The sequence below is a fragment of the Streptomyces sp. NPDC002888 genome, from assembly GCF_042888465.1.
GTDB lineage: Bacteria > Actinomycetota > Actinomycetes > Streptomycetales > Streptomycetaceae > Streptomyces.
In genome coordinates, this window is the sequence record NZ_JBIAPU010000008.1 from 1 (window position 1) to 24,232 (window position 24,232).

Consider the following 24,232-nt stretch of genomic DNA (forward strand, 5'->3'; position numbering starts at 1 on the left):
CCGCGCCTCCGCGATCAGGGCGGGCAGGTCCGGTTCGGTGGCCTCCTCCGGCGCCGGAGCCGAGGGGGCGGCCCCCCCCCCCCCCGCCCGCCGCCCCCCCCCCCCCCCCCCCCCCCCCCCCCCCCCCCCCCGCCGCCCCCGCCGTACGGGCGAGGCCGGGCGTCAGAGCCGTTCGAGGAGGAGATCCGCGAGGCGGTCCGGCTGCGTCATGAACGGGGAGTGCCCGCTGCGCAGTTCGACGACCTCACAGCCCGCCATGGCGGCCATCCGGCGCTGCCCGTCCGGCGCGATGGCACGGTCCTCGGTGCACACGATGTACGTGGAGGGCAGTTGCTGCCAGGCGGTCGCCCGCACCTCCTGCTGGAACGAGACGGCGGACTGCGGCGCGAGCTGGCTCTCGGCCTTGGCCGCGAGGTCCGGGGGGCAGTCGCTGTAGAACAGCTTCTCGCCCCAGCCCGCGGCGATGGTCATCAGCCCGTCGGCACGGTGGATCCACGGGGCGTTCCCACCCCCGGTCATCTTGACCATCGAGTCGCCGGGGCCGGGCAGGAAGGCGGAGAGGTAGATCAACCGAGTGACGTTGTCGAGTCCCTCGGCGCCCTCGGTGACCACCAGTCCGCCGTACGAGTGGCCCAGCAGCACCACGGGCCCGTCCACCTCCCGTACCGTGCGGCGCAGCAGCTCCACGTCGGAGCGCAGGTCGCCCACGGCGGCTCCCTGCGCGCCGTGGCTGGTCAGTTCGAGGGCGTGGGCGGGCACCCCGCGAGCGCGCAGCTCGGACTCGAACGCCGACCAGCACCAGGCGCCGTGCCACGCTCCGTGGACGAGGATGAGGGTGGGGGTGGGGGTGTGGGGACTGGGCACAGAACCTCCTGTTGCTCGGTACGGGTGATCGGTACGGGGGCCGAACACGCGGGACGGTACGGACGGGGAAGCCGTACTCAGCCGTAGAACCTGGTGACCGCGGCCTCGGCCCTGCGGACGTCCTCCGTGGTCAGCCGAGGGGCCGGGGTGGCGGCCTGGGCCGGCCGGCTGATCTCGATGAAGAACCGCTCGTGGCCGCCGGGGGTGTAGACGCGGATCATGCGGGCGGTCTCCGTGCCCCGGTTCTTCCAGATGTGCTTCGTGCCGCGCGGCACGAACGCGTAGTCGCCCGGCCCCAGGACGAACGACTTGCCGCCGGCCCGCACCTCGAACTCGCCGTCGAGCACGTAGAAGGACTCGTCCGCGTCGTGGTGCATGTGCTCCGGCGGGCCGTTCCCCGGCGGCACGACGGTGTCGACGACGGCCAGCGCGCCATCGGTGTTGTCCGCGGTCGCCAGGAACGTGTACGTGGACATCTCCGGGCCCTCCCCGTCGACCAGGTCGGCCGGCGGTTCCTCGGGCACCCACAGCGCGATTCCCTCCCCCTTCGGTACGTAGAGCACCTCCGGTTCGGTCTTCGGCCGGGAGTCGTTTTCGGAATTCATCGTCACCACCTCTGAAAGCAGCCGGGAGCGTCTTGGCCAGGGAATGTGTCGGCCTCCCCGCAGCCCCAAGCCTCGCGTGGCCCCGCGGCGCGGCACATCCCCGGTTCACGCGATATTCGTCGGCCCGCTCGGGCCGTCCGCCCGCCCATCACGTGAAGACGTGATGTCGCGTGACATCGGACACCGACACCCTTGAACGATCGTCGGACTGTGCGGTTGGACGGGGCTGCGAACAGCGCGTCCCGCGCGAACGGGGGGAGCTTGCGCGATGACACAAACCGAGTTCGATCGGGCGGGGACGGACCCCGCTGGGCACAGCAGGTGGGCGATCTTCTCGCTGCTGGTGGTGGCGCAGTTCATGGTCGTGCTCGACACCAGCGTCGTGTACGTGGCCCTGCCGTCGATCCAGAGCGACCTGGGTTTCTCGGCGGCGGGGCTGGCCTGGGTGATGGACGCCTACATGCTGGCCTTCGGCGGGCTCATGCTGCTGGGCGGCCGGGCGGCCGACCTGCTGGGCCGACGCCAGGTGCTGATCGCGGGACTGCTGCTGTTCGCGGTGGCCTCGCTCGCGTGCGGGCTGTCCCTCGACGCCTGGCAGCTCGTCGCCGCCCGCTCCGCCCAGGGACTCGGCGCCGCCGTGGTCTCCCCGGCGGCGATGGCCCTGGTCACCGACATCTTCGAAGAGGGCCCCGACCGGTTCAAGGCCCTCGGGATCTTCGGCGGCATCGGCGGCCTGGCGGGGGCCACCGGTGTGATGCTCGGCGGACTGCTGACCGCGGTCGCCTGGCAGCTGGCGTTCCTGATCAACGTACCGATCGTGCTGGCGCTGCTGATCGTCGGCCGGCGCATGCTGCCCGCGGGAGCTCCGACCGCCCAGGGCGGTGTCGACGTGCCGGGGGCGCTGGTGGGCACGGGGGGACTGTGCGCGCTGGTCTACGCGGTCGTGCACGGCGGCAGCGTCGGCTGGACGTCGGGCGGCACCCTCATGGCGTTCGCCTTCTCGGCGGTCCTGCTCGCCGTGTTCGTGGTCCGGCAGCTCAAGGCCGCGGCGCCGCTCGTGCCCCGGCTGCTGTTCCGGGCCCGCAACGTGGTGCTCGGCAACGCCGCCAACGCCGCGACCGGCGCGCTGATGTTCGGCATCTTCTTCCTGATCACCCTCTACCTCCAGCAGGTGCGCGACTACAGCCCCGTTCAGGCGGCGGTCCGCACGGTGCCGATCAGCGTGGCGATCTTCGCCGGCTCGCAGATCACCTTCCGGCTCTTCGGCCGGATCGGCCCGGTGAGCGCCCTGGCCGGTGCCGGGGGCGTCCAGGCCGCCGCGCTGGCCTGGTGGGCCGCGGCCCATGACGCCCAGGGCGGCATCCTGGTCACGTTCGTCCTGCCCGGCACCCTCTGGGGGCTCGGCATGGGCGGCGCGATCGTGGCGGCCTACGTGGTGTGCACGAGCGGCCTGCACGGCGCCGTCCAGGGAGCGGCCTCCGGCCTGGTCAACACCACCCTGCAGATCGGCGGCGCCGTCGGAGTGGCGGTGCTGGGGACGGTCGCCGACAGCCGCTCGGCCACCGCCGTCGCGGAGCACGCCGGGGACCCGGCGGGGGCCATGGCGTCCGGGCAGGCGTACGCGCTGGCCGTCGCGGCGGCGCTGGCCCTGGTGACGGTGCCCCTGATGCTGTGGCTGCGCGCCTCGTGGCGACCCGGCGCGGACCACTGAGCCCGGTTGCGTCATTCCACTACCAATTCGAGTAGTCCCCCCGTGACGGTCACTCAACTACGTTTGGGTGCGAAGGCAAAAGCGATATGCGCGCTCCTTCGGAGCTTGCCGTTCAACGGGGGGAATGACGGTGTTCAGTAAAACCGAACAGGAGACCGGACGTGAAAGCGCCAGGCGATTCGAATCCCGTATTTCGCGGAGTGAACTCGCCTACTGGAAGGCGATTCCGGCCGGACAACAGCCCGACTGGGGAGACGAATGGCTGATCGGCAACGTGCGTGCCGATCTCGCCGGACTGCCGCCGCTCGTGCGCTGGGACGAGGTCCAGGCACTGAGGACCGTGCTGGCCCGGGCGGCCGCGGGCGAACTGCACCTCGTCCAGGCGGGCGACTGCGCCGAGGACCCGGCCGAGTGCGTCCCGGACGCCCTGGACCGCAAGGTCGCCCTGCTCGCCCGGCTGGCCGACGCGATGCGCCTCGGCACGGGGAAGCCGGTGGCCACGGTCGGGCGCATCGCCGGCCAGTTCGCCAAACCGAGGTCACGGCCCACGGAACGGCACGGCGACATCGAACTCCCGGCGTTCCGAGGTCTGTTGGTGAACGGTCCGGAGCCCGACGCGGACAGCCGCCGTCCCGACCCGCTGCGGCTCCTGGCCTGCTACCGGGCCGCGCAGACGGCGACGGCCCACCTGCGCGACACCGCCGCGGCGGCGTCACCGGACGGGCCGGCCGTCTGGACCAGCCACGAGGCGCTGGTGCTCGACTACGAGGTGCCGTTGACGCGCCGCGACGGCCACGGGCGACTGCTGCTCACCTCCACCCACTGGCCGTGGATCGGTGAGCGCACCCGCGACCCCTACCAGGCCCACGTCAGCCTGCTCGCCGCCGTGAGCAACCCGGTGGCCTGCAAGGTGGGGCCCACGATCAGCGCGGACGAACTGCTGGCGCTGTGCGCGAGGCTGGACCCCGAGCGGGAGCCCGGCCGGCTCACACTCATCGCCCGCATCGGCGCGAACCTGACGGCCGAACGGCTTCCCCGTCTGGTGGCCGCCGTCCGGTCCGCCGGGCACCCGGTGCTGTGGATGTGCGACCCCATGCACGCCAACACCGAGACCACGGCGGACGGCCGCAAGACCCGGCTGCTGCGCACCGTCCTGCGGGAGGTACGCGACTTCCGGGCGGCCGTGACGGCGGAGGGCGGCGTGGCCGCGGGGCTGCATCTGGAGACGACACCGGACCCGGTCACCGAATGCGTGACCGACGAGTCCGAGTACGCGAGGGTCGGGGAGAACGGCTACACCACGCTGTGCGACCCGAGGCTCAACGCCGACCAGGCGCTGGCCGTGGCGGCCGCGTGGGGACGGTGACCCTCCGTCAGAAAACCCACCCGGTTGGCTTGTCGGCCACGCCCCCGCGAGCGCCGACCGGCGGTAGTCTCGGGGCCCGCCCCGACACCGCTTCGTCGGCCCAGGGGGCGGACCGCGGGAACACGGGGGAGCACAGGGAGTTGCCGTGCGGCTGACCGGCACCGAGTTGGTGGGCAGGGAGAGAAACCTGGCCACGCTGTCCGAGCTGCTCGACGTCACCGCCGAGGGCAGCGGAGCCTGCGCGGTCGTCGAGGGGCCGGCCGGGATCGGCAAGAGCCGGCTGCTGGCGGCGGTCGCCGAGGAGGCCCGGGCGCGCGCCATGGCCGTCGTGTCGGCGCGCCCCGCGGAACTCGACCGGATCGCCCCGCTCAGCGCCCTGCTGCGCGCGTTACGGGCGGGCGACCCGCCGGTCCTCGACGAGGCCGCCGTCGCCGAACTGGCCCGCCAGGAGAGCAGCCGGTTCTGGCTGCTGGACCGGCTGGGCGAGCTGATCGAGGCGTACGCCACCCGGCGACCGCTGGTGATCTCCCTCGACGACACCCAGTGGGCCGACGAACTCACCGCGCTCGCCCTGCGCACCCTGGTGCCCGCCCTGAGCGGTTCACCCGTGCTGTGGCTCATCGCCCGCCGCCCGGCGGCGTCCGCGACGCCCGCCCAGAACGCGGTCGACTGGCTCCTCGCGGAGGGCGCGCGACCCGTCCTCGTCGAGCCGCTGTCCGAGCCGGACGTCCGGCGGTTCTGCCGCACGGCGCTCGCCGCCTCGCCCGACGCGGCGGTGCTCGCGCTCGCCGAGCGCAGCGGGGGCAACCCGTTCCTCCTCGAACAACTGCTCACCACCCTGGTGGCGGAGGGGCGCGTGGTCGTGGAGGACGACACGGCCAGCGTCGTCGAGGGCGACCTGCCCGACCGTCTGCTGAACGCCGTCAACCGGCGGCTGCGCGACGTCACCCCCACCGCCCGCCGCCTGCTCGACGTCGCGTCGGTGTTCGTCCGCCCCTTCACCCTGCACGAGGCGGCCGGCGTGGCAGGGGTACCGGCGGTGCAACTCCTCGCCGCGGCCGACGAGATGGTACGGGCCGGTGTGCTCGTGGACTCCGGATCCGAGCTGGCCTTCGGCCACGACATCACCCGGGAAGCCGTCTACCAGGCGCTCTCCGGACCCGTACGGCACGCCCTGCACCGGGAGGCCGCGATCGTGCTCCAGCGCGAGGGCCGCCCGGCGGTGGACATCGCCGAGCATGTGCTGCGCAGCGCCCGCAAAGGCGACCAGCGAGCCGTGCAGGTGTTGCGCGAGGCGGCCGCGGCCATCGCGCAGAAGGCCCCGGACACCGCCGCGGACCTGCTGCTGCGCACCCTCGACCTGCTGCCCGACGAGGACCCGCAGCGCCCCCGGGTCCTCGCCGACGCGGTACGCCTGCTCGCGTCCGTGGGCCGCCTGGTCCAGGCCCGGGAGCTCGGTGACGCCGCCCTGCGGGACGGACTGGACGCCGAGACCGAGGCGGCGATCCTGCTCGGCCTGGCGGAGGCGCTGAAACACGCCGGTGAGGACTCGGCGGTGGTGGAGTCGACGGCGCGAGCGCTGGGCCGTCCCGGTGTCCCCGACGCCCGGCGCGCGCACCTGCTGGCGATCCGCGCGCACGGCCTGCTGTTCGTCGACGACATGGACGGCGCGGACCGGGCGGGCGAGGAGGCCGCCCGGCTGGGCGCCGCGGCCGGCGAGGACGCCGCCGTCGTCTTCGGCGACGTCGCCCGGAGCGTGGTGGCCCGCTCCCGCGGACAGCTGAGCCAGGCGGTCCGGCTGTGCCGGGAGGCCGTCCGCAGGGCCGAGGCGGCGGGCGGCGAGGCCCGCAGCCGCCACCCGGCGCTCTGGCTCGGACGGGCCCTCGTCGCGGCCGACCGGTTCACCGAGGCGGACGCCGTGTACGAGATCGGCGAGCGGGAGGCGGAGGACCTGGGCACCGCATGGTCGCAGCCGCTGTGGCACTACTACCGGGCGGAGCTCAGACTCGCCGCGGGTCGCCTGGACGACGCCGAGGCCGAGGCGGAGGCCGGTCTGTCGGTCACCGAGCGGCTCGCGGCACGGGCACTCGCCGTACCGCTGCTCGGCAAGGCCGCCGAGGTGGCGCTGTACCGCGACGACCTCCCCGGGGCCGTGGCCCACCTCGACCGGGCACGCGCCCTGCTGGCCGAGGGGATCGGCGCCATGCCGGAGGACCTCGACTGGGCGGCCGCCCTCGTGCACGACGCGGGCGGGGACGGCGAGGCCGCGCTCCGGGTGCTCAAAGGGCACTTCACCGCGCTGCCCGAGCGGATGGCGCTGCTGGTCCAGGAGCCCGCCGCCGCACCGCAGATGGTGCGCCTGGCCCTGCGGGGCGGCGCCCGGCACTGGGCGCGGGCCGCTGCCGGGGCGAGCGGGCTGCTGGCGGAGCGCAACTCCGGGGTGGCGTCGCTCGCCGGTGCCGCCGCGCACGCCGAAGGCCTCCTGAACGGCGACCGCGGCGCCCTGCGGCGAGCCGTGGACGCCTACCGCGCCGGCCCGCGACCACTGGCCCGGGCGTCGGCCCTGGAGGACACGGCACAGGCGGAGAAGGCCGCCGGACGGCGCAGTGACGCCGTGGCCCTCCTGGAGGAGGCACTGGAGGTCTACGAGCGGTGCGCGGCCCCACGCGACCGTGCCCGCGTGCTGCGCGCCCTGCGCGGCCTAGGGGTCCGCCGCCGGTCCCTGTCGCAGCAGACCCCGGCGAGGACCGGCTGGGAGAGCCTGACCGAGGCGGAGCTGAGGGTCGTGCGCCTGGTCGCCGAGGGCCTCACCAACCGCGCCACGGCCGCCCGACTGTTCCTCTCACCCCACACCGTCGACACCCACCTCCGGCACGCCTTCGCCAAGCTCGGGGTGTCCAGCAGGGTGGAACTCACCCGACGCGTACTGCGCGAGGGCGCGTAGCGCTCCGCGGGTGAGCCGGAAACGACGGCACGGCACCGGAAACGACGGCACGGCACGGGAAACGACGGCACGGCACGGGGAACGCGCAGCGCGAGGGCGGGGCACGGCTCAGTGGTGCGGCACGGCTCAGTGGTGGGGCACGCGGTGGGTGGTTGGGCGTGCGTTCAGGCTTCTGTGCGATCGGCTCGGTGGCTCGGCGTTCGGCTGGGCGGGGCGCGTTCGGCTCCGTGCGCGAACGCGGAGGCCCACCGGGCCGTTGTCGGCCGCGCTGACGCTGATGCGGGGCGCGGCCCGAGTGCCTCTCCCGGCGTCGCCCGCAGTATCACGCGAAGACGTGATGTCCGGGCACGGTGCGGGCTGACACGCTGCTGAGCGGACGGGTCACCGCCGGGCCCTGCGGGGCGGGCGGGTGGCCGGGGGCCGCGAGGGAGCGGGGGAACCCGCACGGGGGGCCGTAGATGAGTATCGAGACAGTGGACCGGGGTGGGTCCGAGGCGCCGGTGCTGGTGGTGGGGGCGGGGCCGGTGGGCTCCACCCTGGCCCTGGAACTGGCGCACCACGGCGTGGCGAGCATCGTCGTCGAACGCTCCCCGCGGGCGTCGCGCCACCCCAAGATGGACTTCGTCAACGCCCGCAGCATGGAACTGCTGCGCCGGCTCGGCCTCGCCGACGCCATCCGCGAGCTGGGCGTCCCGTCGGACCACGCCTTCAACTTCCTGTGGACGCAAGGCTTCGACGAGGCACCCGTCGCCGAGTGGACCTACCCCTCGGTCGACGAGCTGCGCGACCTGATGGCGCGGGTCAACGACGGCTCCATGCCCCGCGAGCCCTATCAGCGGGTGCTCGGCTCGCTGCTGGAGGAACTGGGACGCCGACGCTGCCGGGAACACGAACGCGTCGACCTGCGCGAGGGCTGGTCCTTCGAGTCACTCACGCAGGACGAGGCCGGGGTGAGCGCCCAGGTGGTGGAGACGGCCACCGGTCGTCGGGAACACGTCCGCGCCCGGTACCTGGTCGGCTGTGACGGCGCCGGCAGCGCGGTCGGCCGGGCCGCGGGCATCCCGGTGGACGAACTGGGGCCGCGGGCACAGCACTGCGACGTCTACTTCCGCAGCACCGACCCGGCGCTGCACCGGCACGGCCGGTTCTTCCTGGCCGTCTCCGCGCGGGGCCTGACCCTGGTGTCCCGGGACGGCTCCCGCACCTGGACCGGTACGTTCCCGCTCACCGGGGACGAGGGGCCGGACCTGGACCCGGTGGCGGTGATCCGCGAGCGGCTCGGGCTCGACTTCGAGGTCGACGAGGTCCTCACCGTCGCCCACTGGGAAGGCCGCCTCGCCGTCGCCCGCCGCTACGCCGAGGGCTCGGTGTTCCTCGCCGGCGACGCGGCGCACCAGTTCTTCCCGACGGGCGGGCACGGCGCCAACACGGGGCTCGGTGACGCCGTCGACCTCGGCTGGAAGCTCGCCGCCGTCCTCAACGGCTGGGGCGGCCCCGGTCTGCCGGCCAGCTACGAGGCCGAACGCAGGCCCGTCGCCCTGTTCAACCGGGAGATGTGCTTCAACCTGCTGGAGGTGTGGCGGCGCTTCCCGGCACTGCACGCCGGGGGCGCGGGCCGGGCCCAGCTGGCCGGCTTCCTGGAGCACGAGCGCTACCAGATCAGCAACATCGGGATCCACTTCGGCCACCGGTACGACGCCTCGCCGGTGGTCTGCCACGAGGACGGCCCACAACCCGCCTGGGAGTGGCGGCGGATCGTCCCGACCACCTGGCCGGGGGGCCGGCTGCCCAGCGTCCGCCTCGGGGACGGGACCGAACTCTTCGACCTGCTGGGACGCGAACTGACCCTGCTGGACGCCTCCGGCGCAGGCGCCGGCAAGCCGCTGGCCGACGAGGCGGCGAAGCGGGGCCTCCCGCTCACGCTGGTCAGCGTCGACGACGCCGACGTCCGGGCCGTCCTGGAGCGCGACCTCGTCCTCGTACGCCCCGACCACCACGTGGCGTGGCGCGGCGACAGCGCGCCGTCGGACTGCGCCTCGGTGCTCGGCCGGATCAGCGGACACCGGCCGGCGGTTGCACCGCACGCGACGACACCTCTCGGATGACGAACCTCTCGGACCACAAACCTCTCGCACGACAACCTCAGGAAGGGAACCCCCTATGACCACCGACCACCTGGTGATCGACAAGAACGCGCAGGACGTGCTGTTCCGTGAGGCACGCACCGCCAACGCCTTCACCGACGAGCCGGTGACCGACGAGCAGGTCCGCGCTCTGCACGACCTCGTCAAGTGGGGGCCGACCGCGTTCAACCAGCAGCCGCTGCGCGTGGTGCTGGTGCGCTCGGAGGAGGCACGAGGCCGCCTGGTGCCGCTGATGTGGGAGAACAACCAGGAGAAGACGCGCAACGCCCCGCTGGTGGCGATACTCGCCGCGGACACCGCGTTCCACGAGAACCTGCCCACCCTGTTCCCGGCGTTCCCGCAGGCCAAGGACGTCTTCTACGCGGACCCGGCGGTCCGGGAGGAGTCGGCCAGGCTCAACGCGGCCCTGCAGACCGCCTACTTCATCATCGGTGTGCGCGCCCTCGGCCTGGCCGCGGGCCCGATGAACGGATTCCGCACCGACGCCGTCGACAAGGAGTTCTTCCCCGGCGGCACCCACCGTTCCCTGGTCGTGGTGAACATCGGCAAGCCGGCGCCCGGCGCCTGGTGGGACCGGCTTCCGCGGCTCGAAATGGAGCAGGTGTTCACGACCGTCTGAACACCGCTCGGAAAATCATGGGGGAGCGCCCCGGCACACAGCCGGGGCGCATTTCTTGCTGGCATTTCACCACCCGCAGGACGGTTCCCGGAAAACGCCGCTCGAATGAGTAGTTGTTACCGGCGGAAAGACCCCCGATGATTATGGGAGAGGGCTTTCGATTCAAGCCCGACAGCTCATTCGTGGATCGGGGGAACCACATGAGTGTCGCATTGCTCGACCGTATCCTGGGGCCCGAGACCCCACCGTTCGCCCTGCTGCACCGGCCGGAGTCCGGCGCGGCCGGACGGGTGGAAGTGCTGCTGTGCGAGGCGACGGCGGTGGACCGCCTCGCCGACCTGCCGGTGAGCGCCACCCCGGCCACGGGGCGGCCACAGCCGGGGCACGAACTGCTCGTGGCCGTTCCGTACCGGCAGATCGCCGAACGGGGCTTCGACTGCCCCGACGACAAGACCCCGTTGGTCGCCCTGCGCGTGACCGAGCAGGCGCAGCTCGCGCTCGACGACTTCGTCCGCGCCGTTCCCGACGTGAGTGTCGCGCTGCGCGAGCCCGGCTTCGACATCGACGCCGAGGAGTACGCCGAACTCGTCCGCCGCGTACTGGCCGACGAGATCGGCAGCGGACAGGGCGCCAACTTCGTCCTCAAGCGTTCCTTCCTGGCGACCGTCGAGGGCTACACGACAGCCACCGCCCTGGCCGTGTTCCGCCGCCTGCTGCAGGAGGAACTCGGCGCCTACTGGACCTTCGTGGTCCACACCGGCGACCGTACGCTCGTCGGCGCCTCGCCCGAGCGCCACATCAGCGTGGCCGGCGGCACGGCGACGATGAACCCCATCAGCGGCACGTACCGCTACCCGGCGGAGGGCGTCTCGATCGACGGCGTGCTGGGCTTCCTCGGGGACCGCAAGGAGTCCGACGAGCTGTACATGGTGCTCGACGAGGAACTCAAGATGATGGGCCGGGTCTGCGAGCGGGGCGGGCGGGTCATCGGACCGAGGCTCAAGGCGATGTCCCGGCTCGCGCACACCGAGTACCTCATCGAGGGCCGCACCCGGCTCGACGCCCGCAGCATCCTGCGCGAGACCATGTTCGCGCCGACCGTGACCGGCAGCCCGCTGGAGAGCGCCTGCCGGGTGATCGCCCGCTACGAGCCCGCCGGCCGCGGCTACTACAGCGGCGCCCTCGCGCTCATCGGCCGGGACGCCGCGGGACGACAGACGCTCGACTCGGCCATCGTGATCAGGACCGCCGACATCGACCCCTCGGGACGGCTGAGGATCGACGTCGGCGCGACCCTGGTGCGCCACTCCGACCCCCGCTCGGAGGCCGAGGAGACCCGGGCCAAGGCGGAGGGTATGCTCGCGGCGTTCGGCTTCCGGCCGGCCGGCGAACGCGGCCGCGTCGCGACGCCGGCCGCCCGCACCGGCGAGGAGTGGGCAGCCGTCCCCGCCGTCCGCGACGCGCTCCACGCGCGCAACCACAAACTCGCCCGCTTCTGGCTGGACCCCGGGCGCGACCCCGCGGCCGGACCGGAAGCGGCCGCCGGCCGCCGGGCGCTCGTCATCGACTGCGAGGACACCTTCACCTCGATGCTCGCCCACCAACTCGGCTCACTCGGGCTCGAGGTGGAGGTCGTGCGCTTCGACGAGCAGCCCCGCACCCGCGGCCACGACCTGGTGGTGCTGGGCCCCGGACCGGGAGACCCCCAGGACCACGGGCACCCCAAGATCCGGGCGATGCGCCGACTGGCGGCGCGCGTACGGGAGGAAGGCACGGCGCTGCTGGCCGTGTGCCTCGGCCACCAGGTGCTGGCCTCCGTCCTGGGCATGGACGTCGTCCGGCGGCCGGTGCCCCACCAGGGCGTGCGGCTGCCGGTCGACCTGTTCGGGCGTACCGAGTGGTGCGGGTTCTACAACACCTTCGCCGCGAGGAGCGACCACGACCGGTGGGACGCCGGGGGCGGGTGGGGCACCGCGGAGGTCTCCCGCGACCCGCTGACGGGAGAGGTCCACGCGTTACGGGGCCGTGGATTCGCCTCGCTCCAGTTCCACCCCGAGTCGGTCCTCACCGAGAACGGCGTGCGGATCCTCGGGGAACTCGTCGACGCGCTGACGACCGCATCGTCGACCGATTCGGCGCTCCCGGTGTGAGGGACGGCCGTCGCAGGAAGGGCACCACGCGCGCAGTACACCAACGGGGGGAAACAGCAATGGAGTTCATGGATTCCGGAGGGACCGGAACGGACACGGGGACGGACGCCCTGCTGAACGCGGACGGGCGGACGGTGACGGTGTGGTCGGACCTGGGCTGCCCGTGGGCGACCCTGGCGCTGCACACCCTGCGGGAGCGTGCCCGGGAACGCGGGCGACGCGTGACGATCGACCACCGGGCCTTCCCGCTGGAGCTGTTCAACCGGATGCCCACACCCAAGGGCATCCTCGACGCCGAGATCGTCACCATCGCCGGACACCGCCCCGAACTCGGCTGGCGGCTGTGGCCCGGACCGGACTCGCACTACCCGGTCACCATGCTGCCGCCGATGGAGGCCGTCCAGGCCGCCAAGTCCCCCGACGTCGGAGGACTCATCGCCTCCGACGAGCTGGACGAGGCGCTGCGCAGGGCGTTCTACGTGGAAGGCCGGTGCGTCAGCATCCACGCGGTGATCCTCGACGTCGCCGAGCAGTGCGCGCACGTGGACACGGAGCAGCTCGCGGCGGCGCTCGCCCGAGGGGACGGACGAGCCGAGGTCTACCGGCAGTGGAAGGTCGCCGAGGGACCCGAGGTCCAGGGCAGCCCCCACCTCTTCGCGGCCGGCGGCTTCGCCGTGCACAACCCCGGCGCGACCTACCACTGGACGGCGGCACCCCCGTCCGGCTTCCCGCGGCTCGACGCCTACGACCCGAAGTGGGCGGACGACCTGCTGGACCTGCTCGACCGCTGACCCGTCCGCGCACGGGAATGCGCACACCGCCTCGCCACGGCTGTCGCAGCCATTCCCGTCGACCGTTTCCCTTTGACATTTCCGCGTTGGCATTTTCGCGCTGACATTCCAGTCGAGGAAAAGCAGATGCACATTCTGGTTCGCAAGTACGGGGGCACGTCGGTGGCCGACACCGACCGGGTCCGTGACGTCGCGCGGTCCCTGGCCGAGGTGTGCCGGGACCGGCCCACCGTCGTGGTGGTGTCCGCGCAGGGCGGCACCACCGACGAACTGCTGCGCAAGGCGGCCGACGTCGGCGGGAGCGCCGCGGGCCGCGAGATCGACCAACTGCTCGCCACCGGGGAGAGCGCCTCGGCCGCACTGCTGGCCCTGGCCCTGACGGCACTGGGCGTACCCGCGGTGTCCCTCACCGGCGGCCAGGCCGGCATCTCGGCGATCGGCCCCGCGGGGGAGGGCCGCATCGCCGAGGTGGCCACCGACCGCATCCGCCGGCTGCTGGAGCGGGGACAGGTCGTGGTGGTCGCGGGCTTCCAGGGCACCGACGCCGACGGCGACGTGCTCACCCTCGGCCGGGGCGGCTCGGACACCACCGCCGTCGCCCTGGCCGCCGCCCTCGGCGCGCCCGCCTGCGAGATCTACACCGACGTGGACGGCGTCTACAGCGCCGACCCCCGCATCGTCCCGACCGCGCGGCCCCTGCCGGAGGTCGCCATCGACGTGATGGTCGAGATGGCCTTCGCCGGCGCCACGGTCCTGCACTCGCGGGCGGTGGAGCTCGCCGCCGCCCGGGCCATCGAGGTGCGGGTGCGCAGCTCGTTCCACGACGGTCCCGAAACGGTCATCCCGAAAGGAAGTGGTTCACCCATGCTGGAGTCATGCGGCGTCCTCGCCGTCGCCCACGATCTCGACGTCACCAGGGTGCTGATCCGCTGCGACCGCACCCCGCAGGACCCCGCGGTCGCCGTGCTCGACGTCTTCGCCCGGCACCACGCCCCCGTCGACCTCGTGGCCCGGTCGGGCCCCTACGAGGACGAGTTCCGGATGGGCTTCACCATGCGCCGCAGTGACGTGGCGCGCGTCGCCGCCGACCTGCACCAGGTGGTCTCCGCGGCGGGCGGAACGGTCCGGCTCGACGAGGAGGTCGCCAAGGTCTCCCTGATCGGCACCGGCCTGCTCAACCGCCCGCAGTACACCGCGCAGATGCTCTCCGCCCTCGCCGACGCCGGGATCGCCACCAGCTGGGTCTCCACCTCCCAGCTGCGCACCTCGGTCACCGTGCCCGGACACCGCGCACAGGACGCCGTGCTCCTGCTGCACAAGGAGTTCGAACTCGACGGCGAGCGGCTCGCCGCCGACTCCATGACCCACGTCTGATCCTCACCACGGAAGGAGCACCCGGTGCAGGTCAACGGATCGTTCGCCCGCCAGGTGCGGCTGGGCCGGCTCTTCCGGCACAGCGACCAACGGCTCTTCGTCGTACCCCTCGACCACTCGGTCACCGACGGCCCGGTCACCGGCGGCCGTCGCGTCAACCAACTCATCGGACGCCTCGCCGGCAACGGCGTGGACGCGGTGGTGCTGCACAAGGGCAGCCTCCGCTACGTCGAACCACGCTGGTTCGCCGCCACGTCGCTGATCGTCCACCTCAGCGCGAGCACGGTGCACGCCCCCGACCCGGACGCCAAGTACCTGGTGGCCAGTGTCGAGGAGGCACTGCGGCTCGGCGCCGACGCGGTGAGCGTGCACGTGAACCTCGGCTCCCTCGACGAGGCCCGGCAGATCGCCGACCTGGCCAGGACCGCCGACGCCTGCGACCGCTGGAACATGCCGCTGCTGGCCATGGTGTATCCGCGAGGCCCGCGGATCGACAACCCGCGCCGGCCCGAACTGGTCGCCCACGCGGTCACCCTGGCGGCCGACCTGGGCGCCGACATCGTCAAGACGGTCTTCCTCGGCTCGGCCGACGAGATGGCCGCCGTCACCCGGGACTGCCCCGTGCCGCTCATCGTCGCCGGCGGTCCCCGCCGGGCCGGCACCGCCGACGTGCTCGCCCACGTCGACGAGGCCCTGCGGGGCGGCGCCGCGGGTGTCGCCATGGGCCGCAACATCTTCGAGGCGGACGACCCGGGCGGCCTGGCCCGACGGGTGTCCGAACTCATCCACGGCGACAGCGCGCTCGCCCCGGCGACGGCCCACCGGCTGGATTCGCTGGAGATCGCCGCGCTCTGAACGCCACACCAGGCACCCCACCCACACCACAGCGAAGAGAACAGGGAGAACACCATGAAGCTCTGCTGGCTGGACGTCCGGTCCACCGCCGCCGGTCTGCGTGAGGCCGTCGTCGAGGAGGCCGTGCACCAGCGCATCGACGGGATCGTGGCCGCCGACCCGGCGCAGCTGGAGGGACTGCCGCCCACCGTGCGCAAGGTCCTCCTGCCCCAGGGCGGCGACCTGCCCGGCGACTTCGGAGCGGCCGACATCGTCGTCGTCGACACCGCGCTGCACGGCAGCACCGCCGAGCTGAGCGCGCGTCACCCCGGCACCGAGTTCGGCCGGTTCGTCGAGATCGTCGACGCCGAGACCCTGGAAGCGGCCTGCGAGGCGGCCCGTACCGAGCGGTGGAGCGTCCTGCTGTTCCGCGACCCCACCAAGATCCCGCTGGAGATAGTGATCGCCGCCGCCGCCCGGGCGGAGGGCAACATCGTCACCATCGCCGGGGACGTGGAGGAGGCCGAGATCATCTTCGGCGTGCTGGAGCACGGCTCGGACGGCGTGATGCTCGCGCCGCGCTCGGTCGGGGACGCCACCGCGCTCAGGACGGCCGCCGAGGACAGGCCCGCCCCCCTCGAACTGGTCGAGCTGCGGGTCACCGGGACCAGTCACGTCGGCATGGGGGAGCGGGCCTGCGTGGACACCTGCACCTACTTCCGCGAGGACGAGGGCATCCTGGTCGGCTCCCACTCCAAGGGCATGATCCTCTGCGTCAGCGAGACCCACCCGCTGCCCTACATGCCCACCAGGCCGTTCCGGGTCAACGCCGGGGCGATCATGTCGTACACGATGTCCAAGAACGGACGCACCAACTACCTGAGCGAGCTCAGGGCGGGCAGCAAGGTCCTGGCCGTGGACGTCAAGGGACAGACCCGGGTGGCCACCGTCGGCCGCGTGAAGATCGAGACCCGTCCGCTGATCTCCGTCGACGCCGTCGCGCCCGACGGCAGGACGGTCAACCTGATCCTTCAGGACGACTGGCACGTACGGGTGCTCGGCCCCGGCGGCGCCGTGCTCAACAGCACGGAGCTCAAGCCCGGGGACACCGTCCTCGGCTACCTCCCCGTCGAGGACCGGCATGTCGGCTACCCCATCGACGAGTTCTGCCGGGAACAGTGAGCGGCCACGGCGGGGCGAGCCCGCACCCCGTGTTCGACTTCCACGCCCGACTGGTGCCGCGGCCGGGAGCAGCCGAACGGCTCATCGAGGTCCTGGACGCGTCCCGGATCGAGCGGGCCGTGGTCTGCGCCGGCGGTGTCATCGAGTTGATGCGGCTCTCCCGCCAGCTCGTCCTCGGCGGCCACGTCGAGACCGACGCCGACAACGACGCGCTGCTGCGCGCGGCCGGGGCGTCCAGGGGGCGGCTGATCCCGTTCTGGTTCGCCAACCCGCACCGGGACGCCTCGCACTACCGGGCGCGGGCGGCGGAGTTCCGCGGTCTGGAGATCTCGCCCGCCGTGCACGGAGTGGACCTCACCGACCCACGCATCGCCGAACTCGTCGCCGTCGCCGGTGAGTTCGGGCACCCGGTCTACACGGTCTGCCTGGAACGCGCCGGCAGCGCCGTCGCCGACCTGGCGGACCTGGCCCGCCGCTTCCCGGACGTCACCTTCGTACTGGGCCACAGCGGCGTCGGAAACATCGACTACTACGGCGTCGAAGTCATCGCGCCCGTCGCGAACGTCCTGCTCGAGACGTCCGGCGGCTACACCACCGTGCTGCGCGCGGCGATCGAGCGGCTCGGCGCGGACCGGGTGCTGTTCGGGACGGAGTTCCCGCTCCAGCACCCCGACGCCGAACTCGCCAAGTACGCGGCACTCGACCTGCCCGCCGGGCAGTGGCGCCGCATCGCCTGGGACAACGCCGTACGACTTCTAGGGGGGAGCAACAACCATGACGCAGACCATCAGCCGGCTGCCGCAGCTCGGTGACTGGGAGGACCTGGACCAGCTGGCCGACGTGCAGGACGCCCAGCTCCGGCAGACCCTGACCTGGGCGGCCCGGTCGCCGTTCTACCGGGCCAGGTTCGCCCAGGCGGCTGCTCCGGCGGACCGCGACGACCTGTCGTCGCTGCCCCTGACCACCAAGCAGGACCTGCGCGACAACTACCCGTTCGGCATGCTGGCCGTGGACCGCGAGCGACTGGCGACCTACCACGAGTCCAGCGGCACCGCGGGCAGCCCGACCCCCTCGTACTACACCGAGCAGGACTGGATCGACCTGGCGGAGCGGTACGCCCGCAAGTGGGTCGGCATCTCGGCGGCGGACACCTTCCTGGTGCGCACGCCCTACGCGCTGATGATCACCGGGCACCTCGCGCACGCCGCGGCCCGGCTGCGGGGCGCCACCGTGGTGCCCGGGGACAACCGCTCGCTCGCGATGCCGTACTCACGGGTCATCCGGGTACTGCACGACCTCGGCGTCACGCTCACCTGGTCCATGCCCACCGAGACCCTGCTGTGGGCTGCGGCCGCGAAGGCGGCCGGCTGGGACCCGGCCGTCGACTTCCCGGCGCTGCGGGCCCTGTTCGTCGGCGGGGAACCGCTCAGTGCCGCCCGCCGACGCCGGATCAGCGAGATCTGGGGGGTGCCCGTGGTGGAGGAGTACGGCTCCACCGAGACCGGCAGCCTGGCCGGCGAGTGCCCCGAGGGAAGGCTCCACCTGTGGGCCGACCGGGCCCTGTTCGAGGTGTACGACCCGGACACGGGCAAGGTCACGCGCGACGGCGCCGGGCAGCTCGTCGTCACCCCGCTGTTCCGGGAGGCCATGCCGCTGCTGCGGTACAACCTCGAGGACGACGTCGAGGTGTCGTACGACGACTGCCCCTGCGGTTGGAAGCTGCCCACCGCCCGGGTGCTGGGCCGGGCGGCCTTCGGATACCCGGTGGCCGGCCAAAAGGTCACCCAGAACAGGATCGAGGAGCTGGTCTTCGGCCTTCCCGCCGCCCACGGGGTGATGTTCTGGCGGGCCAGGGCCGACGCCGGACTGCTGCGGATCCAGATGGAGGTGCGGGGGGACGCGCGGGCCGCGGCCTGCGCGGAACTGACCCGGGCGGTGGGGGACGCCTACGGGATCCCCTGCGAGGTCACCGCTCTCGACGAGGGCACCCTCGTCCCGCACCGGGCCCTCACCGCGGTGCACGACGTCGTCAAGCCGCGCAGTCTCTTCGGCGCGGACGAGGACTGGGACAAGGCCCTTCTCTACTACTGACCCACCTGTTGACCCACCGGCCCAGCGCGAGGACGCCGAAGACTTCGAGGACTTCTCATGAGGACGAACGAACCGCGGATAGCCGTGGTGGGCGCCGGGATCGCCGGCCTGACCCTGGCGGCGGCGCTCTCCCGAGCCGGAGTGCGCTGCGAGGTGTTCGAGCAGGCTTCCCTGCTCTCCGAGGTCGGGGCCGGCGTCCAGGTCGCCCCGAACGCCGCCCGGTTGCTGAACCGCCTCGGCCTGGGGGGCCACCTGGCGGCGGTGGGGGTGCGGCCGCGCGCCATCCGGATGAGCCGCTGGGACGACGGGCGGACCATCATGCGCACACCGCTCGGCGCCGAGTGCGAGCAGCGCTTCGGGGCCCCGTACTACACCGTGCACCGGGCGGACCTCCACGGAGGCCTGCTGGAACTGCTTCCGCAGGGAATCCTCCGCCTCGGACTGCGCTGCGTCCGGGTGACCGAACGGGCCGAGGACGTGGAACTGGAGTTCGCGGACGGCCGCGTCTTCACCGCCGACGTGGTGGTCGGCGCCGACGGCATCCGCTCGGTGATCCGGCAACGGCTGGTCGGCGACGCGCCCAGGTTCTCCGGCCAGACGATCTACCGGGGCCTGGTCCCCGCCGAACGGGTGCCCTTCCTGGCCGCGGACCCCCGGGTGCAGCTCTGGCTCGGGCCCGGACAGCACTGCGTGGCCTACCCGGTCTCCCGCGGACGCCGGATCAGCTTCGGCGCCACCACCCCGGCACCGGCCGACGGCGGCCACGCCGAGTCCTGGTCGGCGCGGGGGAGGGCCGCCGACGTGCTGGCCGCGTACCACGGCTGGCACCCGCAGGTCCGGGCGCTGCTCGCCGCGGCCGACTCGGTGGGCCAGTGGTCGCTGTACGACCGGGACGCCGTCCCGCGGTGGAGCACCGCACGCATCACCCTGCTCGGGGACGCGGCCCATCCGATGCTGCCGTTCCTGGCGCAGGGCGCCAACCAGGCGATCGAGGACGCCGTGGTGCTGGCGGCCTGCCTGCGCCGGACCGGCAGCGACGGCGTCGCGGGCGCCCTGCGCAGGTACCAGGAGCTGCGCCGGCCGCGGACCGAGGAGATCCAACGCAGGTCACGGGCGAACGTCCGGAACCTGCACGTCGCCGAGGGCGACCACCAGCGCCGCCGGGACGAGGACCTGGCGGACGGCGCGGACCTGAGCAGCCAGCAGTGGCTCTACGGCTACGACGCCGAGCTCGCCGCGCTCTGAAGTGCACGACAAGTACGGAGAAACGGGGGATCCGGGTATGCCCGGTACAGCAGTCAGGGGGAGCCGCGACGCGGTCGCGGAGGACATCGGAATCGACGGCAGGGTGGCCCTGGTCACCGGTGCCGCGCAGGGCATCGGCGAGGCCGTCGCCAGGGCGCTCGCCGAGCGTGGCGCGCGGATCGCGGCCCTGGACCGGCACGACGAGGCACTGGTGAAGACCGTCGCACGGCTGCGCGACGACGGCTTCGACGCGAGCGCCTTCGCCACCGACGTACGGGACAGCGCAGCGGTGGAGGACACCGTCCATCGCGTCGAGGAGGAACTCGGGCCGGTCGACATCCTGGTCAACGTGGCCGGTGTGCTGCGTCTGGGCGCGGTGGTCGACCTGACCGACGAGGACTGGTCGACGGTGTTCGAGGTGAACACCCAGGGCGTCTTCTACACGTCGCGGGCGGTGGCCCGCCGCATGGTGCCGCGCGGCCGGGGCTGTGTCGTCACCGTCGGCTCCAACGCCGGGTCCGTGCCCCGGGCCCGGATGGCCGCCTACGGGGCGTCCAAGGCCGCCACGGCCTCGTTCACCAAGTGCCTCGGCCTGGAACTGGCCGGTCACGGCATCCGCTGCAACGTGGTGTCGCCCGGGTCCACCGAGACGCCCATGCTGCGCGCCATGTGGACGGACGAGTCGAGCGTACGGGCCACCCTGGACGGCTCCGCGGGCGAGTACCGGGTGGGTATCCCGCTGCGCAAGCTGGCCACACCCTGGGACATCGCCGAGGCGGTCGTCTTCCTGGCCTCGGACCGGGCCGGACACATCACCATGCACGACCTGTGCGTCGACGGCGGAGCGGCGCTCGGGGCCTGACGGCGGCAGCGGCGCAGGAGAGGAGACCAGAGATGGCGATACCCACGATCAGCCCGTACCCGCTGCCCGCCGAGGGGGACCTGCCGGTCAACCGGACCGGCTGGCGGGTCGACCCGGACCGCGCGGTGCTGCTCGTCCACGACATGCAGCAGTACTTCGTGGACTTCTTCCCGGCGGGGCAGGCGCCGATGGCCGACGTGGTGCGGAACATCGACGCGTTGCGCCGGGCAGCGGCCGAGCAGGGGGTCCCCGTGGCCTACACGGCGCAGCCGGGCGGCATGACACCGCTGGAGCGGGGGCTCCTGCGGGATTTCTGGGGCCCGGGGATGGACGCCGACCCCGAGCGGCGGCGCATCGTCGCGCCGCTCGCGCCGGGGCCGGACGACATCGTGCTGACGAAATGGCGCTACAGCGCCTTCGCCCGGACCGAGTTGCACGAGGTGATGACCGCGCGCGGCCGTGACCAGCTCGTGGTCTGCGGGATCTACGCGCACATCGGCTGCCTCATGACCGCCTGCGACGCCTTCACCCGGGACGTGCAGCCGTTCATGGTGGCCGACGCGGTCGCCGACTTCAGTCTGGAGGACCATCTGATGGCGCTGGACTGGGCGGCCGGGAAGTGCGCGGTGACCCTCTCCACCGGTGCCGTGGTCGCCGCCCTCCTGGGGCGGCCGGACTGAACCGGGGCGACACGAGCCGGCCGGCGGATGACGCCGGTCGGCTCGTGCCGGGTGGCGGGTGCCTCCCCTCAGATCGGTCCGGCCGTCCGGCTGCGGCCGGCACCGTCCGGGGCGGTGCGCTGCTCACTGGCCAGCGTGGCCAGCTCCACCCGGGAGGCGATGCCCAGCTTCCGGAAGATCCGCCGCAGGTAGTAGTTGATGGTGTGCGGCGACAGGAAGACCCGGGTGGCGATCTGCCGGTTCGTCAGTCCGTCGCTCACCAGGAGGGCGATGGTGCGCTCGACACCGCTGAGACCGCCCCAGCCGGACTGGTCCTGGTCCGGTTCGGCCTTGTCCGGCGGGACGGACGCCGCGACGGGCGTACGAGCCACCTCTTCGAGCACGGCGGAGCGGACCGACTCGGGCACCGTCTGCTCGACGACATCGCGGACGAGGGAGCTCTGGAAGGCCAGTTCGTCGTCGCCGGCGACCAACAGGCAGGCGGCGACGGCCTCTTCGAGTACCGGCAGGATGGCGACCGTGCTCTCCCGCAGGGCGGCCGCCAGCCGCGACGGGCACAGCCCCGAACCGTCGTCCACCAGGGCGGCGACCTGGAGCAACTGCCGGCAGGGCGCGGAGAGCCGACTGAGCCGGTTGCGCACCAGGGCCTCCACCCGTCGGGGCACGCCCCGGGCCGCGTCCGACAGACAGGCCTGCCCCCCGGCCGCGCGCAGCCGCCCCTCCTCGCGCAGACCGGTGATCAGCTCCCTGATCAGCAGGGGGTTGCCCCTGGCGCGGGAGACCAGCGCGGTCAGCTCGGCGCCGGGCGGTGCGCCGACCAGGTCGGCGACCATGTCGTGCGCCGCGTCCTGCCCGATCCGGTCGAGCTCTATCGTGGTGTGCGCGTCCAATCCGGATGAATTCGCGCACAGCCAGTCAGCTGTTTTCCCATCCGACCCCGGCCGCCCCGCGAACACCCAGACAATACGTTGAATCCGGCTGCTCCTCGCTGAATTCATAATGAATTCAAGCCGCTCGCGTGCGGCATGATGAGCGTCGTCCACCGCCATCAGCCGCCAGGAAGCGGAGGCGTTTTTCGAAGTGCCGTCCGTGAGAAGATCGCGTAAACCAGCCGCTTTGAGCGGGCATCCCGTGCCGTCCGACAGGCTCCTGCCGTCGATCGAAGATCCCAGGTGGAACCCCATGCGCTGGGCCGTGCTCACGGTTTCTCGCAACAAGTGGGTCTTGCCGACGCCCTCCGCTCCGATGATGACGACGGCGCAGCGCCCCCCGCGCGAGGGAGCACTTGTGGTTGATGCAATCGTCGATGTGATGCGCGCCAATTCGCGCTCGCGCCCATGTAAACGCGACCAGCTTGACAGTTGCGAATTCATTTTACCCCCGTTGTGTCCTGCTGTCATATATGGTACGCGGGCGCGGTCTCTCCGTGTCAATCCTCAGGAAGGGCGAGCAAGCCCTTTCACGCGGGGTAAACGTGCGACCGGCGGATGGATTTATGCAAATTCACCAGCCCGGCCGGGCCCGCCTGCCGAACAGCAGGCCGCGCGGCTCCGGCGGCGGGGGAGTGCCCGGGCGCAGCGGCCAGGCGAGCAGCATGCCCGCCAGGAAGCCGACGATGTGCGCCGCGTACGCCACGGTGCCGGCGGCGGAGACGCCCTCGCCGGAGGAGTACACGGCCTGGAGCACGAACCAGAAGCCCAGCACCAGCCAGGCCGGCAGCCGCAGCGGCAGGAAGATCAGGAAGGGCACCAGGACCCACACCCTGGCCTTCGGGTACAGCACGAGGTAGGCGCCCAGCACCCCGGCGATCGCCCCGGACGCGCCGATCAGCGGGGCCGTCGAGTCGTCGTTGAAGAGCGCGAAGCCGTACGTCGCCGCGTAGCCGCAGACGGCGTAGAACAGCGCGAAGCGGACGTGCCCCATGCGGTCCTCGATGTTGTTGCCGAAGATCAGCAGGAACAGCATGTTGCCCAGCAGGTGCAGCCAGCCGCCGTGCAGGAACATCGCCGTCAGGACGCTCAGGGCCGGGGACTTGTCGTAGTCCGGAGCGCCGACCACGCAGCCGGGGCCCTGTGAGCCGACCCCCACCTCGCCCGTGGGCACCACCCTCGGCAGCTGATGGTGGATCAGCTCCTGCGGCACCGCCGCGTAGTGGTCCAGGAACGCCTGGAGATGACACAGCTGGGCCAGGCTGCTGTCGCCGGCCGCGGAACCGGCGAGGCCGGGCATGGTCAGGAAGACCAACACGTTCGCGGCGATCAGCGCGTACGTCACCAACGGGGTGCGCCGCACCGGGTTCACGTCATGGACGGGGATGACCACAAGGAACTTGTGCCCGGGATACGGGGGCCGAACCGGTGAACACCGCCGTCCGGACGCGCGTATGAGTCGGCAACCGCCTGCGACGCGGGGAAGGCGTGTCGCGGGGACGACGTGAGGACAGGCGATGAACGACCGAGTTACTCCTCCGATGCACGCTCTGCCGGACGGTGAGGCGGAGATCTCCCTCGTGGTGCGGCTGCCGTGGGAGGACGTCGCGCGGCTCGGCCAGGAGGCGGGGCGGCTTGCTTCGCAGATGCAGCGGCCGGTGACGTTGGATGAGGCAGTCAGTCACCGGCTGAGGTCGGCTCGGCCGGCTGCGGCTCATGCGCGGCCGGGGACGGGGGCGGAGCAGCCTGCTGCCGCGCCGGCTGCCACCAGTAGTCCGTCGGTGACTTCTTTGCCGAGGCTCACTGGGACGGCTTAATCCGGTGCGGGGTGCGGGTTGGCT

The 24,232-nt window shown here is 72.6% G+C and carries 20 protein-coding genes; 16 read left to right on the plus strand and 4 right to left on the minus strand.

Annotation, left to right across the window (positions count from 1 at the left end):
* Nucleotides 1-162: 162 nt before the first annotated feature.
* Together ACFYWX_RS14910 and ACFYWX_RS14915 are read right to left on the minus strand one after the other, a co-directional pair.
* Nucleotides 163-864 (minus strand): alpha/beta hydrolase, encoded by a 702-nt coding sequence (locus ACFYWX_RS14910; protein WP_389424411.1) that lies wholly within the window; start codon nucleotides 862-864, stop codon nucleotides 163-165.
* Between the two features lie 77 nt (nucleotides 865-941).
* Nucleotides 942-1,469 (minus strand): quercetin 2,3-dioxygenase, encoded by a 528-nt coding sequence (locus ACFYWX_RS14915; protein ID WP_389424412.1) that lies wholly within the window; start codon nucleotides 1,467-1,469, stop codon nucleotides 942-944.
* Nucleotides 1,470-1,737: 268 nt separating this feature from the next.
* On the opposite strand from ACFYWX_RS14915, the gene ACFYWX_RS14920 reads away from it, so the two are divergent.
* The 15 genes from ACFYWX_RS14920 to ACFYWX_RS14990 all read left to right on the plus strand — a co-directional run bounded on the left by ACFYWX_RS14920 (nucleotide 1,738) and on the right by ACFYWX_RS14990 (nucleotide 21,462).
* Complete coding sequence (locus tag ACFYWX_RS14920) at nucleotides 1,738-3,180, plus strand: MFS transporter (protein ID WP_389424413.1); 1,443 nt, start codon at nucleotides 1,738-1,740, stop codon at nucleotides 3,178-3,180.
* 124 nt (nucleotides 3,181-3,304) lie between these two features.
* Nucleotides 3,305-4,546 (plus strand): 3-deoxy-7-phosphoheptulonate synthase, encoded by a 1,242-nt coding sequence (locus ACFYWX_RS14925; RefSeq protein ID WP_389424414.1) that lies wholly within the window; start codon nucleotides 3,305-3,307, stop codon nucleotides 4,544-4,546.
* A 145-nt stretch (nucleotides 4,547-4,691) separates the two neighbouring features.
* On the plus strand, nucleotides 4,692-7,490 hold the full coding sequence (locus tag ACFYWX_RS14930; RefSeq protein ID WP_389424415.1) for a helix-turn-helix transcriptional regulator: 2,799 nt from the start codon (nucleotides 4,692-4,694) through the stop codon (nucleotides 7,488-7,490).
* A gap of 458 nt (nucleotides 7,491-7,948) precedes the next feature.
* The gene (locus ACFYWX_RS14935) at nucleotides 7,949-9,595 is read left to right on the plus strand and encodes an FAD-dependent monooxygenase (RefSeq protein WP_389424416.1); all 1,647 of its coding nucleotides are present in this window, start codon (nucleotides 7,949-7,951) and stop codon (nucleotides 9,593-9,595) included.
* A gap of 55 nt (nucleotides 9,596-9,650) precedes the next feature.
* The gene (locus ACFYWX_RS14940; RefSeq protein ID WP_389424417.1) at nucleotides 9,651-10,253 is read left to right on the plus strand and encodes a malonic semialdehyde reductase; all 603 of its coding nucleotides are present in this window, start codon (nucleotides 9,651-9,653) and stop codon (nucleotides 10,251-10,253) included.
* Nucleotides 10,254-10,453: 200 nt separating this feature from the next.
* The gene (locus ACFYWX_RS14945) at nucleotides 10,454-12,403 is read left to right on the plus strand and encodes an anthranilate synthase family protein (protein ID WP_389424418.1); all 1,950 of its coding nucleotides are present in this window, start codon (nucleotides 10,454-10,456) and stop codon (nucleotides 12,401-12,403) included.
* Nucleotides 12,404-12,471: 68 nt separating this feature from the next.
* Nucleotides 12,472-13,194: a DsbA family protein gene (locus ACFYWX_RS14950; RefSeq protein ID WP_389424419.1), complete on the plus strand. Its 723-nt coding sequence runs from the start codon at nucleotides 12,472-12,474 to the stop codon at nucleotides 13,192-13,194.
* Between the two features lie 126 nt (nucleotides 13,195-13,320).
* Nucleotides 13,321-14,568, plus strand: a complete 1,248-nt coding sequence (locus ACFYWX_RS14955) for an aspartate kinase (RefSeq protein ID WP_389424420.1) — start codon at nucleotides 13,321-13,323, stop codon at nucleotides 14,566-14,568.
* Between the two features lie 24 nt (nucleotides 14,569-14,592).
* Nucleotides 14,593-15,423 (plus strand): 2-amino-3,7-dideoxy-D-threo-hept-6-ulosonate synthase, encoded by an 831-nt coding sequence (locus tag ACFYWX_RS14960; protein ID WP_389424421.1) that lies wholly within the window; start codon nucleotides 14,593-14,595, stop codon nucleotides 15,421-15,423.
* Nucleotides 15,424-15,477: 54 nt separating this feature from the next.
* Entirely contained in the window at nucleotides 15,478-16,584 is a 1,107-nt protein-coding gene (locus ACFYWX_RS14965) for a 3-dehydroquinate synthase II family protein (RefSeq protein WP_389424422.1), read from the plus strand.
* Nucleotides 16,581-17,396 (plus strand): amidohydrolase family protein, encoded by an 816-nt coding sequence (locus ACFYWX_RS14970; RefSeq protein WP_389424423.1) that lies wholly within the window; start codon nucleotides 16,581-16,583, stop codon nucleotides 17,394-17,396. The genes ACFYWX_RS14965 and ACFYWX_RS14970 overlap by 4 nt, the downstream gene beginning before the upstream one ends.
* Entirely contained in the window at nucleotides 17,359-18,675 is a 1,317-nt protein-coding gene (locus tag ACFYWX_RS14975) for an AMP-binding protein (RefSeq protein ID WP_389424424.1), read from the plus strand. Before ACFYWX_RS14970 ends, ACFYWX_RS14975 begins: the two co-directional genes overlap by 38 nt.
* A 57-nt stretch (nucleotides 18,676-18,732) precedes the next feature.
* Nucleotides 18,733-19,920, plus strand: a complete 1,188-nt coding sequence (locus tag ACFYWX_RS14980; protein ID WP_389424425.1) for an FAD-dependent monooxygenase — start codon at nucleotides 18,733-18,735, stop codon at nucleotides 19,918-19,920.
* Between the two features lie 37 nt (nucleotides 19,921-19,957).
* Complete coding sequence (locus ACFYWX_RS14985; protein ID WP_389424426.1) at nucleotides 19,958-20,782, plus strand: 2,3-dihydro-2,3-dihydroxybenzoate dehydrogenase; 825 nt, start codon at nucleotides 19,958-19,960, stop codon at nucleotides 20,780-20,782.
* A gap of 32 nt (nucleotides 20,783-20,814) precedes the next feature.
* Nucleotides 20,815-21,462 (plus strand): isochorismatase family protein, encoded by a 648-nt coding sequence (locus ACFYWX_RS14990; RefSeq protein WP_389424427.1) that lies wholly within the window; start codon nucleotides 20,815-20,817, stop codon nucleotides 21,460-21,462.
* A 68-nt stretch (nucleotides 21,463-21,530) separates the two neighbouring features.
* Here ACFYWX_RS14990 and ACFYWX_RS14995 read toward each other — a convergent pair whose 3' ends face one another.
* Nucleotides 21,531-22,352: a LuxR C-terminal-related transcriptional regulator gene (locus ACFYWX_RS14995; protein ID WP_389424428.1), complete on the minus strand. Its 822-nt coding sequence runs from the start codon at nucleotides 22,350-22,352 to the stop codon at nucleotides 21,531-21,533.
* Nucleotides 22,353-22,965: 613 nt separating this feature from the next.
* Nucleotides 22,966-23,784, minus strand: coding sequence for a rhomboid family intramembrane serine protease (locus tag ACFYWX_RS15000; protein ID WP_389424429.1), 819 nt, complete (start codon nucleotides 23,782-23,784; stop codon nucleotides 22,966-22,968).
* A gap of 124 nt (nucleotides 23,785-23,908) precedes the next feature.
* On the opposite strand from ACFYWX_RS15000, the gene ACFYWX_RS15005 reads away from it, so the two are divergent.
* On the plus strand, nucleotides 23,909-24,208 hold the full coding sequence (locus tag ACFYWX_RS15005) for a hypothetical protein (protein ID WP_389424430.1): 300 nt from the start codon (nucleotides 23,909-23,911) through the stop codon (nucleotides 24,206-24,208).
* Nucleotides 24,209-24,232 lie beyond the last annotated feature (24 nt).

Excerpts from the sequence above, each read along its gene's own strand:
- ACFYWX_RS14955 (WP_389424420.1), top strand. The coding sequence starts at position 13,321 with ATGCACATTCTGGTTCGCAAGTACGGGGGCACGTCGGTGGCCGACACC.
- ACFYWX_RS14980 (WP_389424425.1), top strand. The coding sequence starts at position 18,733 with ATGAGGACGAACGAACCGCGGATAGCCGTGGTGGGCGCCGGGATCGCC.
- ACFYWX_RS14915 (WP_389424412.1), bottom strand. The coding sequence starts at position 1,469 with ATGAATTCCGAAAACGACTCCCGGCCGAAGACCGAACCGGAGGTGCTC.
- ACFYWX_RS14965 (WP_389424422.1), top strand. The coding sequence starts at position 15,478 with ATGAAGCTCTGCTGGCTGGACGTCCGGTCCACCGCCGCCGGTCTGCGT.
- ACFYWX_RS14920 (WP_389424413.1), top strand. The coding sequence starts at position 1,738 with ATGACACAAACCGAGTTCGATCGGGCGGGGACGGACCCCGCTGGGCAC.
- ACFYWX_RS14925 (WP_389424414.1), top strand. The coding sequence starts at position 3,305 with ATGACGGTGTTCAGTAAAACCGAACAGGAGACCGGACGTGAAAGCGCC.
- ACFYWX_RS14985 (WP_389424426.1), top strand. The coding sequence starts at position 19,958 with ATGCCCGGTACAGCAGTCAGGGGGAGCCGCGACGCGGTCGCGGAGGAC.
- ACFYWX_RS14990 (WP_389424427.1), top strand. The coding sequence starts at position 20,815 with ATGGCGATACCCACGATCAGCCCGTACCCGCTGCCCGCCGAGGGGGAC.
- ACFYWX_RS14940 (WP_389424417.1), top strand. The coding sequence starts at position 9,651 with ATGACCACCGACCACCTGGTGATCGACAAGAACGCGCAGGACGTGCTG.
- ACFYWX_RS14935 (WP_389424416.1), top strand. The coding sequence starts at position 7,949 with ATGAGTATCGAGACAGTGGACCGGGGTGGGTCCGAGGCGCCGGTGCTG.
- ACFYWX_RS14975 (WP_389424424.1), top strand. The coding sequence starts at position 17,359 with ATGACGCAGACCATCAGCCGGCTGCCGCAGCTCGGTGACTGGGAGGAC.
- ACFYWX_RS15005 (WP_389424430.1), top strand. The coding sequence starts at position 23,909 with ATGAACGACCGAGTTACTCCTCCGATGCACGCTCTGCCGGACGGTGAG.
- ACFYWX_RS14945 (WP_389424418.1), top strand. The coding sequence starts at position 10,454 with ATGAGTGTCGCATTGCTCGACCGTATCCTGGGGCCCGAGACCCCACCG.
- ACFYWX_RS14950 (WP_389424419.1), top strand. The coding sequence starts at position 12,472 with ATGGATTCCGGAGGGACCGGAACGGACACGGGGACGGACGCCCTGCTG.